16 protein-coding genes are annotated in these 16,609 nt (G+C 40.0%); 6 read left to right on the top strand and 10 right to left on the bottom strand.

The window, feature by feature from the left end:
- Positions 1-36: 36 nt before the first annotated feature.
- From hemL to TVG_RS03325, 3 genes are read left to right on the top strand one after another with little or no spacing between them, the layout of a single operon-like run.
- Positions 37-1,299, top strand: coding sequence for a glutamate-1-semialdehyde 2,1-aminomutase (hemL, locus tag TVG_RS03335; RefSeq protein ID WP_010916893.1), 1,263 nt, complete (start codon positions 37-39; stop codon positions 1,297-1,299).
- Positions 1,299-2,192 carry a hydroxymethylbilane synthase gene (gene hemC / locus TVG_RS03330; protein WP_010916892.1) on the top strand — a complete coding sequence of 298 codons (894 nt, stop codon included), beginning with the start codon at positions 1,299-1,301 and terminating at the stop codon, positions 2,190-2,192. The genes hemL and hemC overlap by 1 nt, the downstream gene beginning before the upstream one ends.
- Positions 2,192-2,890, top strand: a complete 699-nt coding sequence (locus TVG_RS03325; protein ID WP_010916891.1) for a uroporphyrinogen-III synthase — start codon at positions 2,192-2,194, stop codon at positions 2,888-2,890. The genes hemC and TVG_RS03325 overlap by 1 nt, the downstream gene beginning before the upstream one ends.
- A 132-nt stretch (positions 2,891-3,022) precedes the next feature.
- Here TVG_RS03325 and pyrI read toward each other — a convergent pair whose 3' ends face one another.
- The 9 genes from pyrI to TVG_RS03280 all read right to left on the bottom strand — a co-directional run bounded on the left by pyrI (position 3,023) and on the right by TVG_RS03280 (position 12,702).
- A complete protein-coding gene (pyrI, locus tag TVG_RS03320; RefSeq protein ID WP_010916890.1) occupies positions 3,023-3,481 on the bottom strand; it encodes an aspartate carbamoyltransferase regulatory subunit in 459 nt (152 codons plus the stop codon).
- A 1-nt stretch (position 3,482) separates the two neighbouring features.
- Positions 3,483-4,400 carry an aspartate carbamoyltransferase gene (pyrB, locus tag TVG_RS03315; RefSeq protein ID WP_010916889.1) on the bottom strand — a complete coding sequence of 306 codons (918 nt, stop codon included), beginning with the start codon at positions 4,398-4,400 and terminating at the stop codon, positions 3,483-3,485.
- Between the two features lie 75 nt (positions 4,401-4,475).
- The gene (locus TVG_RS03310; protein WP_010916888.1) at positions 4,476-6,320 is read right to left on the bottom strand and encodes an ATP-binding protein; all 1,845 of its coding nucleotides are present in this window, start codon (positions 6,318-6,320) and stop codon (positions 4,476-4,478) included.
- A gap of 101 nt (positions 6,321-6,421) precedes the next feature.
- Entirely contained in the window at positions 6,422-7,123 is a 702-nt protein-coding gene (locus tag TVG_RS03305; RefSeq protein ID WP_010916887.1) for a class I SAM-dependent methyltransferase, read from the bottom strand.
- A 496-nt stretch (positions 7,124-7,619) separates the two neighbouring features.
- Positions 7,620-9,620 (bottom strand): hypothetical protein, encoded by a 2,001-nt coding sequence (locus TVG_RS03300; protein ID WP_010916886.1) that lies wholly within the window; start codon positions 9,618-9,620, stop codon positions 7,620-7,622.
- A 76-nt stretch (positions 9,621-9,696) separates the two neighbouring features.
- Positions 9,697-10,059 carry a MarR family transcriptional regulator gene (locus TVG_RS03295; protein ID WP_010916885.1) on the bottom strand — a complete coding sequence of 121 codons (363 nt, stop codon included), beginning with the start codon at positions 10,057-10,059 and terminating at the stop codon, positions 9,697-9,699.
- 153 nt (positions 10,060-10,212) lie between these two features.
- On the bottom strand, positions 10,213-10,470 hold the full coding sequence (locus tag TVG_RS03290; RefSeq protein WP_241760314.1) for a UPF0147 family protein: 258 nt from the start codon (positions 10,468-10,470) through the stop codon (positions 10,213-10,215).
- Between the two features lie 324 nt (positions 10,471-10,794).
- Complete coding sequence (gene purD / locus TVG_RS03285; RefSeq protein WP_010916883.1) at positions 10,795-12,102, bottom strand: phosphoribosylamine--glycine ligase; 1,308 nt, start codon at positions 12,100-12,102, stop codon at positions 10,795-10,797.
- Positions 12,103-12,210: 108 nt separating this feature from the next.
- Positions 12,211-12,702, bottom strand: a complete 492-nt coding sequence (locus tag TVG_RS03280; RefSeq protein WP_010916882.1) for an SMC-Scp complex subunit ScpB — start codon at positions 12,700-12,702, stop codon at positions 12,211-12,213.
- Positions 12,703-12,797: 95 nt separating this feature from the next.
- Here TVG_RS03280 and TVG_RS03275 point away from each other — a divergent pair, with 95 nt between their 5' ends.
- The 3 genes from TVG_RS03275 to TVG_RS03265 are packed head-to-tail and all read left to right on the top strand — an operon-like array spanning position 12,798 to position 15,254.
- A complete protein-coding gene (locus TVG_RS03275; protein ID WP_010916881.1) occupies positions 12,798-14,135 on the top strand; it encodes a purine-cytosine permease family protein in 1,338 nt (445 codons plus the stop codon).
- A 38-nt stretch (positions 14,136-14,173) separates the two neighbouring features.
- Positions 14,174-14,635: an AAA family ATPase gene (locus TVG_RS03270; protein ID WP_010916880.1), complete on the top strand. Its 462-nt coding sequence runs from the start codon at positions 14,174-14,176 to the stop codon at positions 14,633-14,635.
- Positions 14,636-14,654: 19 nt separating this feature from the next.
- Positions 14,655-15,254 (top strand): CDP-alcohol phosphatidyltransferase family protein, encoded by a 600-nt coding sequence (locus tag TVG_RS03265; RefSeq protein WP_010916879.1) that lies wholly within the window; start codon positions 14,655-14,657, stop codon positions 15,252-15,254.
- On the opposite strand, the gene glmM is transcribed toward TVG_RS03265, so the two are convergent.
- Positions 15,246-16,589 (bottom strand): phosphoglucosamine mutase, encoded by a 1,344-nt coding sequence (glmM, locus tag TVG_RS03260; protein ID WP_010916878.1) that lies wholly within the window; start codon positions 16,587-16,589, stop codon positions 15,246-15,248. The genes TVG_RS03265 and glmM overlap by 9 nt on opposite strands.
- Positions 16,590-16,609: the final 20 nt, after the last annotated feature.

Below are 16,609 nucleotides of genomic sequence, written 5' to 3'. Positions count from 1 at the left end.
TGCGAATATCTTCTGTACACCGCTTGGGGTCATATTATGTCATCAAAAGAACTGTTTGAACTCGCAGCTAAGCTGTTTCCTATGGGAGTGAACTCACCTGTTAGGTACTTTAAAGATTACCCGTTCTACGTCAAGGAGGGAAAAGGATCAACTATCCTGGACGTTGACGGAAACAAGTATATTGATTACTGCCTTGGCTATGGCCCGCTTATACTTGGTCACTCTGATCCAGATGTCACGAGAGCCGTAATCGAACAGGCAGAAAAGGGATTACTTTTCGGAGAACCAAGTGAGAACGAAATTAAGCTAGCCGAAATGATTAAAGAGACTTCGAAGAACATAGAAATGATGAGGTTTACGAATTCTGGTACAGAGGCTACAATGCACGCCATAAGACTTGCAAGGGCAATCACTGGAAGAAAATTAATAGTAAAGATGGAAGGGGGATTTCATGGTGCGCACGACTATTCACTAATAAAATCTGGAAGCGGTACGCTTACGTTCGGATCACCTTCATCCCCGGGAATACCCGACGAAGTGGCTCAAACGGTGATTGTTGGCAAATATAATGACGAGAATAATATCAAGGAGATCTTCCAAAAATATGGGGATAAGATAGCAGCTGTTATAACTGAACCCATAATGGGAAATGCAGGTGTTATATTACCAAAACAGGGGTTCCTAGAGTTTTTGAGAGACATAACGCAGAAACACGGATCGTTATTGATTTTTGATGAGGTTATTACAGGCTATAGATTTGCGTTTTCGCCATTTCAGGATATTATGAGGATAGATCCAGACATCACAACGATGGGGAAGATCATAGGCGGAGGCTTGCCAATAGGCTTGTTTGGTGGATCCGAAGAAATAATGAAGAATATTTCTCCATCCGGCAATGTCTATGAGGCGGGGACGTTTTCGGGGAATCCTATGTCCATGGCTGCAGGATACGCAGCCATGGAAAAGCTATCGAAACAGGATTACTCGATCCTAAAAAAAAGGACCCAAAAACTAGTGTCTGGTATAGACGATATATTGGATAGAAAACACATAACACATACAATTAAATATTACGGCACTATGTTTCAGGTATTCTTTGCCGATCATGTAAACAACTATGATGATGCCTTAAAAGCACGAAAAGAGGTGTATTTCAAACTGTTCAAGGCTTTATCGAAAAACGGGGTTTACCTGCCTCCATCGCAATATGAAACTAATTTTGTGAGCTTTGCCCATTCTGATTCCGACATAGATGCCACTCTAGCAGCCTTTGAAAAGGCAGTGGCGGAGATGGATTAATGAAGATTAAGATTGGCACAAGGCCAAGCAACTTGGCTGTTGCACAGGCAAATATGGTCGCTTCTTCGTTGGAAGCAATAGGAATAGATACAGAGATAGTAAAGCATAGGTCAGCCGGAGATATTGATACTAAAAACCCCATCTATTCCATCGGAAAGACAGGAGTATTTGTCCAGGATCTAAACAATATGATACTCAGAGGAGAAATTGATGTAGCCGTACATAGCGCCAAGGACATACCATCGGAAATAGAAAACAGACTTACAATAGCCGCAACCTTGAAGAGAGGATCATTCAATGATGCCCTTGTTTCAAAGTACGATTTAAGATCACTTCCTATTTCTGCAAAAGTAGGCACATCAAGCATAAGAAGAATCTTTCAATTAAAATACGCAAGGCAGGACCTTAAGTTCGAAAACATAAGAGGAAATATTGAAACAAGAATAGCCAAGATGTCTGAACTCGGCCTTGATGCAATAGTTATGGCAGAAGCTGCTATACAAAGGCTTGGCCTTAACGTGGAATATTCTAAGCTGGATGAGAATAAATTTGTTCCTGCTCCAAATCAAGGAATAATAGCAGTTGTTTCAAAAAAAGAGGGAACAGTTAGAAAAATTCTGGAAGAAATAAACGACGAAAATACATTTGAAGAGATGCAAATAGAGAGGAGCGTAGTTCAACAGCTAAAACTTGGATGCTCAACACCAGTTGGAATACTTAGCAGGCCTTCAGGCAAAGGCCATAAAATTATCGCACAGTTTTTCTCGATGCAGGGAGACGATGTCTCGGTCTTTGAACAATACTTAAACGATTTATCAGATGTAGATTCTTTAGTTTCTTACATAAGGGAGAATATCCCAAGAGAATACGGATATATTGCGAGTGAAGAGTAATGACTTTACGTAAATTCATAATTTCGCTAAGGCCCGCTGAGAAATTCGTAAAGTTTGATTCACCGTGCTTTGACCTGATAAATATACCAGTAACAAGACTCATGCCATTGGATATCAATATAGAAAAGATACTTAAAGAGAGCGCTGCGGACTGTATAGTATTCACAAGCACCTTTGGAGTTGATCTTTTCTTTTCAAGAGTCAATATGAAAGGCTTTACTATTTTGGGTATCGGCAAGGCGACGTGCGAGAGGGTGCAGGCCTATGGACACAAATGCTTATACCCTGAAAATATGGACTCCGAAGGGCTTGCGAACTTAATAATAAGTAAGTGCAAAGACAAGAAAATTCTTATTTTAAGAAGCAAGAAGGCAAACGAAGTCCTTACTGAGAAGCTAAAAGAAGAGGGGATCGATTTCTTAGAGTTCAGGATCTATGATGCAGTACCAGACACAAAAGATTTCGAAAAGCATTACAAAGACCAGAACTGCCTTGGTGTGATAATTACCTCATCAATGGAGGCAGAAATAGTAATACCATTTTTAAAAGAAGACAAAAAAATGGTATTCTCCATAGGAGTGACAACCACCAATACCCTTATGTCTCACGGTATTATGCCCGATATTACAGGAAACTCAGACTTTTTAGAGCTTCTAAAAAAGATCGATTATTTTATCTGCAATGCAGAGAATAAATAATACAGATATATGCAAAATAACTAACAAAAATAGGATAATTGTTTATTTGATAGGCCAGACGTACATCACGATCTGAAACTGATACTTAGTTTTATTCTGCTGGATCTTGGGCTCTTCCATTCAACGGATGGTTTACTCGAACACGTCCCTTTCATTCATTGTTCTTTGACAATAAACACATCTCAGCACCAACGGATGGCGCGATACTATTTCGAACTCTGGCTTTACAGGCTCCCGTGTATTTGTTATGCAGTTCTGATTCTTGCACTTGATTATTCCTATTAGCTTCGGCGGTAATTCAACCTTAAATTTTTCGCTTATCTCATAATTTTTTATTATGCTTATGGTGGCATTAGGCGCAGTAAGAGATATCATATCCAGCTCATTTTTATCGAGCGATCTGTTTTCTATCTTTATAACATCCTTATACTCCATCTTGCTGCTTGGTACATGCATTCCAACACTGACTGTATAATCAACGTCGTCCCTTATTCCTAATATCGAAAGCACTCTAAGTGCTTTGCCAGAAGGTATGTGATCGATAACAGTTCCATCCTTAATCTTTGATATCTTTAGAGTCTTTTCCTCCATTTTAATCACCCAGAATCTTGTATATTAAAGCCATCCTTACCGGTACTCCGTAATAGGCCTGCCTAAAATAAGCTGCTTGTGGCATATTATCCACATCTGGAGAGATCTCATCAACACGTGGAAGTGGATGCATTATGACGCTCTTTTTCTTCATCTTTTCCACAGTTTCAGAATTTATGGAATAAGAACCGATAACACTCTGATATTCATTCTGGTCACTGAATCTTTCCTTCTGTATTCTAGTAACGTACAGCACGTCCGTTTCTCCTATCACTTCTTCAAGATCGTTGTACTCCTTTACATAATTTCTGTCAGGTAGCATAGAATAAACGTATTCCGGAAGCCTTAAGATCTCCGGGCTTACTAAGTTAACCTTAACATCGAACCTGCTCAGGGCTATTATCAGAGAATGTATAGTTCGACCATATCTCAAGTCTCCGACCATTGTTATTACTTTTCCGTCTATGGATCCAAGCTCCTTCTTTATAGTAAAAAGATCCAGTATGGTCTGAGTTGGATGCTGCCCTGATCCATCTCCTGCATTAATTATGGGCTTGCTTGTAAACCTAGATGCCAGTCTAGCTGCACCTTCAAGGGGATGCCGAATCACTATTATGTCCGAATATGATGATGCCATTCTCACTGTGTCCGCAAGCGTTTCTCCCTTTGCCGCAGAACTTGTCTTAGTGTCCGAGACCGTTATTACGGAACCCCCAAGCCTGTGCATGGCACTCTCAAATGAAAGCCTCGTTCGAGTGCTTGGTTCATAGAAGAGGGTTGCCATTATTTTATTTGTTAGAAGAGGGGCGTTCCCTTTGCTCTCAATAGTTTTCAGCATCGATTCGGATAGGTCGAAAATTTCAAAGAGATCGTCATTTTGTACATCATCGATTGAGACAACACTCTTATTCTTTAACATCCGGTGGATATGACCGAGATATTAAAAATTTTATGCGTATCAAACCATTACTCTGATAAAAATGAGCGCACGGCATTAAAATTTTCTGTATCCAGAGTGAATGCTTAAATCGCCATTGCTGTTAAGCTCTATGAGCCTGCCTCGAGAATAGCTGCATATGTCATTGTTATAGGTAGGTATAAATTGTTCGCTTCCCATGGTAGAAGAAATTAGGAACAGGTCGCTTTTTAGGCCAAGTTTCTTGGACCAGTATCTTAAATCCTCTTCAACTGACCTGTTTATGGGTACGTTTGCCCTGCCATCTGTTATAAGAATAGATACTGTGCGTTTTCTGTACCTTGAAGAGATTTCGTACATCTTCTTGAGCGCAGATGGGAGTGGAGTCTTCCCTTTTGCTACAGTGTGCATAATCTCCTCTTCTATCCTTCCGATATCTCTTGTCATTTCCACTCGTACAGCTGTATCTGAGCCAGAAAACGTGAGATAGGACATTTTCACTCTCATTCTATATGCAGACTTCAAAAAGTCCCTTGCAATGCCACGGGCTATCGCTATTCTCTTCATGGTTTCCATAGATCTGCTTGCATCAAGTGCAAGTATAACTGGAAGTGAAGACCTGGATGTTGCTTTGGTCATTACAACATCCTCCGGCTTTATGCGATTGTCGTGGTTCAGAGCCATCTTAACGAGAGTTTCGTAGGCGTTAAAAACTGTTCCTGTCCTGTTATAGTCAAGGTTTCTTATTATGTCGGCTACCCCCGCCCTGCCGGAAGTTGATCCACTTTCATTGAAAGAAGCGGATACTCTTCTCTCCAATACCTCATTTTCAGAAGGTTGAGGCTTGTCTCTATTGTTTCCATTAGGGGAAGGGCTATTCTCCTTACCAGATTCGGAACCTGCCTCATAGGATGCTGTTTTAAGGAACCTTGACTCCTTTTCAATAGTGCCCTTTATCATACTTTTGTCCTGAACTCTGTGCTTTAAAGTAAGATATAAAGCTCTTTCTACATCTTCTATATTTACTTTTTTTCTTCCGGCAAGTGCAGCTATCGCTTTAGAGGCTTTAATAGCGGTTATCATTGCCCTGTTTCCAGCGTTTAACTTAATTACAACGTTTGCTATATATCGCTTCAAGTCATTGGATATGGTGACCTCGGGAAGAATACGCCTTGCCTCTATAACTGATGCTCTAAGTTTTTCCTGATCCCTACGATACTTCTCCGCAAAAGCTCTGGGATTCGCATCGTATTCCTCTACCCTATCTGATATCGTTATGAGCTCGTCGGGTGAATCTGGCTGAACAGCATCCACAGAAAGCCCAAATCTATCCCTTAACTGAGGCCTTAAGTCTCCTTCTTCTGGGTTCATAGTACCTATCAAGATAAATTTTGCCGGATGGACTATAGACACACCCTCCCGTTCAACCACGTTTATTCCTGATGCTGCCGCATCAAGAATAGCATCAATGACAGAATCATCGAGCAGATTTACCTCGTCTATATATATTATCCCCCTATTTGCGTCAGCCAATAGCCCTGGCTGAAGGGCCTTAATCCCTTCATTTACAGCCTTGGAAATATCTATACTGCCTATAACTCTATCAATTGTTGCACTAACCGGAAGGTCCACGAAAGGCATCTTTCGCCTATCCCTAACGATCTGCCCTTTTTCGTATTTTATGCGACACTCATCGCACATGCTTTCATAATCGTCCGGGTCGCATTTGAACGGGCAATCCTTAACAACATCTATCTCTGGCAAAATGTCGATAAGGGATCTTGCTATGGTGGATTTCGCTACGCCCTTTGGCCCCCTTATAAGGACTCCACCTATCCTAGGATTTACCGCATTTATCAACAGGGCCTCCTTCAGATCATCTTCGCCTACAACAGCTGAAAACGGAAATAGGAGCCTATCCATTCAAACATCACCTATTTCATAAAGAATGAAATGGCTTAGTAGATTCTTTAGCATTATTACATGCATGCTGGCATGGTTATTTTATGTTTCTGGTTACAGCTTTATTTCTCCTTTTCAAGTAAAAAGCAATAAACATCAACACCATCCATTTCAATGAATTTTTTTACCCTCCACCCGGTGTCCTTAACTAACATTTCTAATTTTTCCTTAGAAGCAAGCATATACTCGAACCATGGCGTTTTGTATTCCTTGTATACTACTCTTATAGTAAGGTCCCCTGCTTCGAGGCCAGAATCGTTGCTGGCGAATCTTGTTGATACAGGATCTGTTGTTTCGCCTATGATCATGGCATGATCGCTAGACTTTTCGTACAATTTTCTCAGATATATTGGCGCTTTTTTATAAGAGCGGAGTAAACCGAAATTGTTTCCGAGTAGAAGGAGCGTATCGAAAGACATATCGAACTCTTCTAACGACATAATAGAGGCATTATCAAGCCCACGTTTTTTCATTACCGATACTGCACCAGGAGAAATATCAAAAGGGAATACTTGGTAACCCTTTTTGCGAAGATAAAGAGAATGGCGGCCAGCACCTGCACCCGCGTCCACAATTATACCTTTTGCATATTCAATGGCTTTCTGTTCCATAAGAGGCCACTGATCATAATTCTTAAAGTAATAGGATATAGACGTTACATCGATCTTCCCATCTGACGTTTCTATCATTTCATAGCTGCAGTGTCCGCTAGAAAAATCAAGGAGCGCGTGCCCAAAAGCATCTTCATTATCTTCCGTCTGCATCCCTCTGCTTTCCTTTTTAAGTCGTTTTGTATATAAACATCATGATTCTTATCTTATTTAAGCATCGCCTATGAGTTCAATGTGTAGCTACTTTAAAGATCGTATCTATTTCCGGATCTAGGATCCCCTTTTATCTATTCGCATTCAAGCTTTGGGCCCGATCGATGCTTAGACATCTATTCGTGATCTGCTCTCCTTGCATTGTACTGTTCGCACATTGATCTTTCTCTGCCAGTAATAAGCTATTTAGTACCTCCACAAGCCGTGGGCATCTTAATTATTGGAGCATTTGATAGGCTATACATTTTTCCTCTTCATATAAGATGCATCGTCTAAAACGACTTTTCTTGAACGGATCTATCATCTTTATTATTGCTTAGAAAATGCTCTCTAATATTTTATTTGCGAAGGATTTCCTGCGTTCCTACTTATGTTATTCCTCGATCTTTTCTATATCTCATCAAACGGTTGGAAACTTCAATAAAACAAATAAAAATTAGCCCTGGTAGTAAGAAGTGTAATATGGAATTAGGGCTGGATTCACGATTTGTAAAAGCTGAACTGCGTTTACCGAATTATTGAAGGTTAAATTCAATAATCCTACAGGTACTTCAAAGTGGTACTTTTCAGATATAAATGTCCAGTTGACTGCCACTACCATAGCCCAGTCCCCTGTACTTGCAGAGAAGTTGAAGTAAACAGGTATGAATGGTTGAGCCACGAACTTGAGAAAGCTTTGGTTTGTGAATTTAATTGGCGGAATGTCTGGATTCACACCACCCTTGTAGCCCCAAACCCCGTCTTTATACATGTAGTTGTCTATAAGTATGAATTCCACTGGATGCATCGAAATATTTTTGTATTCTCCTAAGAGTTGAGGAACTATAACAGCGTAGTCTGTGGAATTCCAGACGTATGACGCATACTCGAATGGATCTGTAATATTATAGGCTTCTATCATAAGTCCAAGGCGGTGGTCAGATAGAACAGAATAGTTTCCAGTGTCGTGTGCAACCACCCAGTTTATGGCGTATTCATCCTGATAGGATATTGCCTGTGTCCCCGATGGGACAACAACTTGGCCCAATGGATACACCGCGCTTGCAGATCCGATCAGTACGATAAACAGTACGATAGCCGAAATAACCTGAGATTTGCTGTACCTTTTTTTCTCATAATAATAAGTAGCTTGGTAGGATCTGGAGTTTACCTTGGAATATACTATGGCTGTCGGCCCAATCCCTGGCTGACCAACGGAAACATCCCATAATTGGCGTGCACCTAACGAATTACTTTTAACATATTCTATCTTTATGCCCTTTGGCCTCCTTGAATCTATATAGGAATAAAGGCCTGCGGCGTCGTATATCGACAGTATTTCGAATATGTATTCGAAGAATCTTCCAGGCAAGAGCACAGTGCTCATCGTGGCCACTGCATATATTGCTGTAACTAGAAGCAGAGCCAGCATACCCAGTAAAACAGGATATTTTTTCCAAGCAACTATATAACCAACCGAAGCTATAGAAACAGTTAACAAGATTGGGATGAATACTGCGAAAGTATATCCCGTGATGTTGGTGATGTACCTTCTCATAAGGACTATTCCTGCTAGCGGTATAACAAATGATAGCAATACGGCCAGCTTAGTCGTGTGCTTGTAATTGATCGGTCTCAATTTTTTAATAGCCCATAACAAAGAAGAAGTGTATTTTTTTGGTAAACTGATAAACAAGGTAAGTAAAACGAAATAAATTGAAATTGTTATGTACCATGGGATGCCAAGGCTCCCACCAGATATGAATCCTAAAGTGTGCTTTACATTTATTATCCAATATAAAAACATGAAGGATGAAAAAGCCTCTATATATATCTTATGATATAGGCCTATTGAACCTCTGCTAAGCTTGTAGTATGCAAGTATACCAAGCATCTCAAGCAGATACATAAAAGTAGATAGCTGGTGGGACATTACAAGCAACACTGAGAATACTGTAGCAGAAACAAAATACTTTGTATTTCTGAAAGAGGTCAAGAACGTAAGTATAGTCAATAAACCGAAGAAATGGCCAAAGACTAAAATAGAGGAAATAGAGGTTTGGTAGGCCTGCACAGGATCTACAGCGAGAAAAATCGCAGAAAGAAAAGCTACCCTTTCATCCTTTGTTATCTCCTTGGCTATGAAATATATTATCGTAACGGTTAATCCTCCGAACACAGGAGGCACAAACTTAAGAAGATATACCCACTTTATTCCTGTAAAGAAGTATATAACAGAAATTACCCAATACATTACAGGAAAAGAGCCGTAACCCGAAATTCCCCATGGCGATGGTACATCAATGACGGCCAGCCTGGAGCGGATATAGTCCTGAGTTATAGTATAATAAATCCCAAAATCATTTCCCCAACCGTAACTCGTAAGGGACGGAATAATCCTTATACCGATACCAACGCCGGTTATCAGGGCCAGTATCGCCAAGGATTTCCTGTTCATAAACGTGGTAATATGAATTCACCTTAATTAATTTTCTCCACCAACAGATAATTTCAACTTCGGCAAAAAATAAATTTTATTTTCTATAGTTTTTAAGCTGTTCTATGTTATAGTTTATATCGTTTATCTTTTTACTTAGGTCCTGAATTATCTCGTCTAGAATTTCGCTGAATGACTTTGACAGCCTGTAACCGTGTATAGGACGACCCTTGCCCTCCTTCTTCATGTTCCGTTTGGTTATCCACCCTTTGCGTCTTAACCACTGCATCGCTATAGAGACTTCCGGCTGCCTCAATCCGGTTTCCCTCTCTATCTCCACGCTAGTTACCTCGTCCTTATCGCGGATATAGACAAGGGTGTAGGCAACGCTTCTTGGTATATCAGCTATCATTAGGTATTTAGCCAATTTCTCAGCATCTTCACTCAGTACCATGTTCATCGTACCTAAATATTATATTTATATAAATATTTAGCCTTTTTAAATAATCGAGTATATATACTTTTTGATCGAGCACATGTAAATCCTTACTAAAACGATTCCCGTATAATTATCTTACTTAGTATATGAATTAGAAATATATTATTTATATAACTAACTTTTGGCAAGGGCCTCAAGTTTGCTTATTATTGTATATAGATCTGTACGGCCATGCGATGGTACGTTAGGATCGTTGGCCATTTCATCAAGCATAGAGAGCACTGTTGCACATCTCAAATCTAGGCTCTCATTTTCCTGGCTAAGCTTGGTCTTTGAATCCTGGGCAACCTTCCTTACGTTCTTTGGCACAGTGGTGTCTTGAGATAATTCATCCAGCAAGTACATAACTTCATTAAAAAGATTCTGATCCATGGCCATCACCATATTAATGGCAAGCTATATTTTACAATTATAAAAAGATTAGGTGTAAACCAAAGCCTCTTCTTTTATAGAAGAAAAAACCTTTCATTAATGTATTACGTATAGCCGAAATATCGATCGTTGGGTTTAACTTGCAATTATTTAATTCGAAGTTCAAATAACGTTTTGTTCACAAATAACTTAATATCGTTACTACCAAATTGCCGCAAATAACATCATGAATGGGTTATATTAACAATTATATACAAGCCTTTAAGCAAATTGTCTGTTCGATGATTATATTGAACTTATGTTCTTTAAACAAACAAGCCATTTTTAACTCTTAGCTCTACTCGCAGCCATTATCTTTTTTTCCAGGAATTCTTTCTTCCCTATGTCCCTCCTTACATAATAACTGCCGTGAACGTACTTAAGTGCAGAATCCACCATTTCCGAAGCTTCTGGTATATTATCTGCCTTCCCTAAAATAGCCAGCGACCTGGATGATGACATCTTAACATCGTATAAGGTGCCGGAAACAGCCGCATAGTATAGCTCAGTATCCAGCTTCTCTATCTCTGGATCGATGTGCAGATCTCCAGGCAAAGGTGCCTGCCCATAGCCTGGTGGGACTATGTATTTCAGAACTGTTGCCCTATCCTCGAAAAGACGCTCGCCGTTCAATTCACCAGAGTATATTTGATAAAGTGTCTCGACGAAATCGCTTTTAAGCAAAGAAAGTACATTTATCCCTTCTGGATCCGCAAACCTTGCATTTATCTCTATAACTTTAACTCCATCCGGCGTATCCATGAATTGCCCGTACATAACTCCCTTAAATGGTATGTTCTCGTCGTACATGGCTCTAACAACATCGTTTATTATATGTCTTGCATCTTCTGGCGCTTTCTTGCTTAGGAAAGGCAGCGAAAAATTTACATCTGATATAGATCCCATGCCTCCGGTATTAGGCCCTGTATCGCCTTCAAAGGCCCTCTTGTAGTCCTGCACTATGGGCATAAAGGACGTATTTTTACCGTCTGTGAAGGCCTGAAGGGAAAATTCTTCGCCTATCATCCTGTCTTCAATCAATACAACGCCATCGCGCTGCAAAACCTCGATAGCATAATTTATAGCTTCTCCCTGACTTTTTAGCTGTTCACCCATAACCTTTACGCCCTTCCCTCCAGTTAGCCCTATGGGTTTTACAGCAACATCTTTCTTATTCTTATCAAAGAAGTCCTTAACCTCCTGTTCACTAAAACACTTCTTGTAGTTTATATTGCCAGGTATGCTATGCCTAGTAAGCAGATCCCTCATGAACATCTTTGAAGTCTCAATTTGGGCGGCTTCCATAGTAGGCGATGCTACTGCAATGCCTCTCTTTAGAAGGTTGTTGACAAGTGGTGTTTCCAATACAGGATCAGGACCCACAAATACAATATCCACTGAAGACGATAATGCGAAATCCTCTATGCTTTTATAATCTTTCTCGTCACCGATGAGGTACTTTTCAGATAACCTTTTGATAGATGGATTTTCATGGCCTATTACCGAGAACAGTTTTGCGCCGGATCTCTTTATGGCCCTTGCTATTGCGTCTTCTCTTCCACCGCTTCCTATCAGAAGTACCCTGCTTACCATGGTATTTTCGTTACACCACAGTTATATATTTCATTTACAGTTCTTCGTTGCTATGCAGTTAAATTTTCAACCCGGCTAAAATTTTACATTAAGCAACTTAACCATGATTTAATTCTGGCGATCGTATTCGGTTGCTCGTTCAAGAAGCTCTTTCTTTGTGATTCCAAATACCTTTTCAAAATTTTCTCCTAAGTATATAGCTGTTCCATTCCCTTTCTTTGAGGTTCGTATAAGAGACATAGTCTTTAATTTGCTTATCATATCGTCTGTTCTGCTTCCATATCTTTTCCTAAAAAATGATAATGAGGCCCCTTCGTTCAGCGCTACAGTTGCAAGAAAACCAGTTTCATACTTCGATAGCTCAGGTTCCATTACCCTATACGCGAAATCGTAGTACTCTTTTTTGAGTTGTATTCTGTACTTGTTGCCAATCTTAGCAATTTCCAGTGATGTGTTCCTTTTTTTGTACTCTAGCCTAAGTTTCTTTATTATTCTAGATATTGCTCCAGCCTCAATACCTAGTATCAAAGAGATTGATCTAACAGAAAGGGGATTCCTAGTCGCATATAATATAGCCTCAACTTTTGTCTCATCATCCATTGCTTGATCATATTTGATATGCATAAATTGATTTGCTTTATGATATAAGGAAATACAAACGCCAAATTTTATATGGGTGATAAGAATCTGGTGGCATGGTTACCGAACATAAGTTCGGAGATATTGAAACAAAAAACCGTATTATTAAGGGTGCATTGTCAGATCGAATAAGGGATAATCCTTCGTCTATGTTCTATATATGGTTTGCGTCCAATCTGACCGTTGGTGATTTCGCCCTTGGTTTTATACCAGTTTATCTTGGCCTTTCAGAATCTTACGCTATCCTGTCTATGGTGCTAGGTACGCTGGCTGGTGGAATACTTCTTGCATACATGAGCATGCTTGGGTCGATCAATCATATGCCCCAAATGGAGATGGGGAAGGGTCCCTTCGGTCGGATTGGAGGTTCTTTCCTTGCACTGCTGCAGTGGGGCAACACCGCCGGATGGCTAACCGTAAACGTTATATTATCATCCTTTGCACTCTACGAGGTATTAAAAATACCCTATTACTTCATTATTTTGCTGATAGCAGTTATAGTAGCTCTTACTGCAGCGCTAGGCTATAGGGCAATAAGGGCTCTAGAAAGGTATATGTCATACGTTCTTGGTATTTTATTCATAGTGATAATTATTTTTATGGTATTAAGACACTACACTCTAATTTATAGTGGTTCAAGCAGCGTATCTTTTATCCCAGCTTTCGGTATAACGTTTGCATCTGCTTTTTCCTACATTATGTCTTGGGGGCCTTATGCTTCAGATTATTCTCGCCACCAGTACTCGCCGAAAAGTTCACGGAAAGTATTTCTCTTCACTCTTGGCGGTTCTGCTTTGGCAACTGTATTTGCGGAAATAGTTGGAATGTTCGTAGCCATAGGTTCCGGGAATCCGTCCGGCAATCCAGCAACAGATCTGGAATTAGTTATGGGATCATTCGCCCTCGCAGGCATGATATCATTGTTTCTAGGTGGAATATCCGCAAACGCAATTAACCTCTATTCTAACTCTTTATCATTCATTGCAATGGGGTTCAAGACCAGAAGGATAACTGGAGTTATTATCGCTACACTATTTTCGGTGATTCTAGGCATATTTGGATTTACCAGGTTCTACGGGTTTTATGAAACTTTTCTTTTTGTTCTTGATTACTGGATCACTCCATGGATCGGTGTAATGATAGCCCATTTCTTCCTTGTTCATCCAAATACCAGTACTATGAATAATACGAAGCTAAATATGGCTGGCGTTCTTTCATATCTCATATCTATATTGATTTCTATCCCATTCATGTCCCCAGCTGGCCTATTCAATATGCCTATAGCTTCGATCCTTGGAGGCGTCGATATAAGCTACTTCGTTTCATTCTTTACCTCCATGATTCTATACGTTTACTTGTACGGGAAACTAGAAAATAGGAAATTAGCTGTATAAGGCTAATTTTTTAAACGGTATAAAGATGATCTATCGTTATGGGCAAAATTGCATGTATAACCGGCCCTCCTGGTGCAGGCAAATCCACAGTGTGCTCTAAGTTAAGAGAATACGGCTACAACTGCAAGGAAGGTAACGAACTCGCCAAGGAATATGGATGCCTATTCGATGAAGAAGTCGATGTAGAATGTCTAGAAGAGAAGCTGGCAGAAGATAGATTTGACGGGATAATATGTTCACATTATTCGCATTTGTTAGGATGTAGTACTGTCTTCATTCTTGAAGCGGATCTAAATGATCTTATCGATCGAATGAGAGCAAGGGGTTATAGTGAAGAAAAGATCCAAGAAAATATAGAGACTCAGATGTCGTCTATTTTTTATTACGAAAGCCTTGAAAGATTGCCAGCAAACCGTATCTTTACCTTATATAACGGAAACATTGATGAAACAGCAAAGCGGATCATCTCTATAATTGAGAGATCAAGAAATAATAAATAAGAGGAGAATTTAAAGTACTATGCTGGATTCATACAGGGCAAAGGTCGACAGTATCTTGACACCAATTGCCCAGGCTTTAGGCTTTTTAAGTCCGAATACAATATCTATTATCTCCCTTATATCTGCAGGTCTGACAGGCATCTTTTTTTATCTCAATTATCTTTACTTAAGCTTATTATTTCTTATTATATCTGCGCTGTTTGATGCTGTTGACGGCAAATTAGCTAGGATACAAGGAAAATCATCGAAGAGAGGTGATTTCATAGATCACAGTTTCGACAGATTTTCAGACGTGTTTATTCTTCTTGGATTCACCTTCAGCCGTTATGCAAACGTTGACCTAGGGATATTTGCTTTAATCGGCGTGATACTTACAAGCTATATGGGGACTCAGGCACAAGCACTTGGCCTGAACAGGCTGTACGCAGGCATAATGGGAAGAGCGGATAGGCTAGTGTTGATGGTTATCTTCATAGCATTGCAGATCCCCATCGGAATCATAGTTAGGTTTCCTTTCCTTACCCTTACTCCAACTAACTTGATGCTCTTAATATTTGGAATCCTAGGATCGGCTACTGTTGTCCAAAGATTTTATATTATATTTAAAGAATTACGATAACTTATCCTGAATGTCGTTAACTTTTCTTATGTATTGTTCGCAGTATTTGTTAGCCAGTTCGAAATCTGAAGAATGAGCATATATTCTTAAAATTTTTTCAGTGCCGGATGGCCGTATAAGTATCCATCCGTCATCCTTCAATATCTTTATACCATCGGTCTCATCGACCCGTTCCCCCTTCTTCAATTCCCTTGCAAGAGACGGCCAATCTACACGCCGCTCTACCTTCTTTTTTATCAAATAATATACAGGAAGCTCTGAGATAAGTTCCGATAATTTTTTGTTAGTGGAGGCCATCAAATTAAGTACAAGCGAAACAGTCATTGCCCCGTCCCTGCAGTACTGGTGCTTTCCATATATTACACCGCCGTTTTCCTCGCCGCCTATAGTAGCACCGTTGTCTATCATTGCCCTAGCAACAATAGGCGCCCCTACCTTTGTCCTTATGAGTTTAGCGCCTATAGCATTGCAGATATCAGCAATTGTGTCGGAAGAACTTACCGGCGTTACTACTACATCCCCTGCCTTTGCTATGTACTTAGTTATTAAAGCAAGCATCCTATCACCGTCAATGAAGTTTCCCTTCTCATCTATAAAAACTGCCCTATCCGCATCCCCGTCATGTGCTATGCCGAGATCGAACCTGCCAGATTTCATCAGTGATATAAGGTTGACAAGGTTTTCAGGTACAGGTTCAGCGTTTCTAGCAGTAAATCTTCCATCCGGATTTGCATTTAACGTAGTGATTGAGCATCCAAGTTTTTCAAGCAATTTAGGAGTTGAATAGTATGCCGCACCATTTCCTGCATCAGCAAGTACTTTAAATGCATGTGATTTTATATTATCAGAATCTACATTGGATATTACCCCGTTTATATATATGTCTATTGCATCACTTACTTGACGTATTCTTCCTATGTTTTCCCACTTGACAACTCTGAAGGCTTTGGAGTAGAATATCTCCTCTATCTTTTCCTCTCCAGGACGCTCTAGCTCGGTGCCGTCTTTATCTATAACCTTTATGCCGTTGTATTGTGGCGGATTGTGTGAGGCTGTTATTACGACAGCGTATATGCCGTGCTTCTTGGAGTAGTATTGGATTGCTGGAGTTGGCAATACTCCCAGGTCTATTACACTAATACCGGTAGAAAGAATGCCTGCAATTACAGCATTTTTTATCATATCGCCAGTTAGCCTTGTATCTGTTCCAAAGGCGATCTCTCCTGAAACGTAAGTACCTATAGCCTTTCCGACACTCATTGCGAAATCTGGCGACATATCGTCATTTGGTATTCCTCTGATACCATTAGTACCGAATAGTCTCTCCACTGCCATGCCTTATTGATCGTTATATC

Origin of the sequence: Thermoplasma volcanium GSS1, from assembly GCF_000011185.1 — an archaeon.
Lineage (GTDB): Archaea > Thermoplasmatota > Thermoplasmata > Thermoplasmatales > Thermoplasmataceae > Thermoplasma > Thermoplasma volcanium.
Note: the sequence above shows the minus strand (reverse complement) of the source record. Positions and strands in the feature narration are given on the sequence as shown.

Excerpts from the sequence above, each read along its gene's own strand:
- hemL (WP_010916893.1), top strand. The coding sequence starts at position 37 with ATGTCATCAAAAGAACTGTTTGAACTCGCAGCTAAGCTGTTTCCTATG.
- pyrI (WP_010916890.1), bottom strand. The coding sequence starts at position 3,481 with ATGGAGGAAAAGACTCTAAAGATATCAAAGATTAAGGATGGAACTGTT.
- TVG_RS03270 (WP_010916880.1), top strand. The coding sequence starts at position 14,174 with ATGGGCAAAATTGCATGTATAACCGGCCCTCCTGGTGCAGGCAAATCC.
- TVG_RS03265 (WP_010916879.1), top strand. The coding sequence starts at position 14,655 with ATGCTGGATTCATACAGGGCAAAGGTCGACAGTATCTTGACACCAATT.
- TVG_RS03300 (WP_010916886.1), bottom strand. The coding sequence starts at position 9,620 with ATGAACAGGAAATCCTTGGCGATACTGGCCCTGATAACCGGCGTTGGT.
- TVG_RS03290 (WP_241760314.1), bottom strand. The coding sequence starts at position 10,470 with ATGGATCAGAATCTTTTTAATGAAGTTATGTACTTGCTGGATGAATTA.
- purD (WP_010916883.1), bottom strand. The coding sequence starts at position 12,102 with ATGGTAAGCAGGGTACTTCTGATAGGAAGCGGTGGAAGAGAAGACGCA.
- pyrB (WP_010916889.1), bottom strand. The coding sequence starts at position 4,400 with ATGTTAAAGAATAAGAGTGTTGTCTCAATCGATGATGTACAAAATGAC.
- TVG_RS03295 (WP_010916885.1), bottom strand. The coding sequence starts at position 10,059 with ATGAACATGGTACTGAGTGAAGATGCTGAGAAATTGGCTAAATACCTA.
- glmM (WP_010916878.1), bottom strand. The coding sequence starts at position 16,589 with ATGGCAGTGGAGAGACTATTCGGTACTAATGGTATCAGAGGAATACCA.
- TVG_RS03305 (WP_010916887.1), bottom strand. The coding sequence starts at position 7,123 with ATGCAGACGGAAGATAATGAAGATGCTTTTGGGCACGCGCTCCTTGAT.
- hemC (WP_010916892.1), top strand. The coding sequence starts at position 1,299 with ATGAAGATTAAGATTGGCACAAGGCCAAGCAACTTGGCTGTTGCACAG.
- TVG_RS03325 (WP_010916891.1), top strand. The coding sequence starts at position 2,192 with ATGACTTTACGTAAATTCATAATTTCGCTAAGGCCCGCTGAGAAATTC.
- TVG_RS03275 (WP_010916881.1), top strand. The coding sequence starts at position 12,798 with ATGGTTACCGAACATAAGTTCGGAGATATTGAAACAAAAAACCGTATT.
- TVG_RS03280 (WP_010916882.1), bottom strand. The coding sequence starts at position 12,702 with ATGGATGATGAGACAAAAGTTGAGGCTATATTATATGCGACTAGGAAT.
- TVG_RS03310 (WP_010916888.1), bottom strand. The coding sequence starts at position 6,320 with ATGGATAGGCTCCTATTTCCGTTTTCAGCTGTTGTAGGCGAAGATGAT.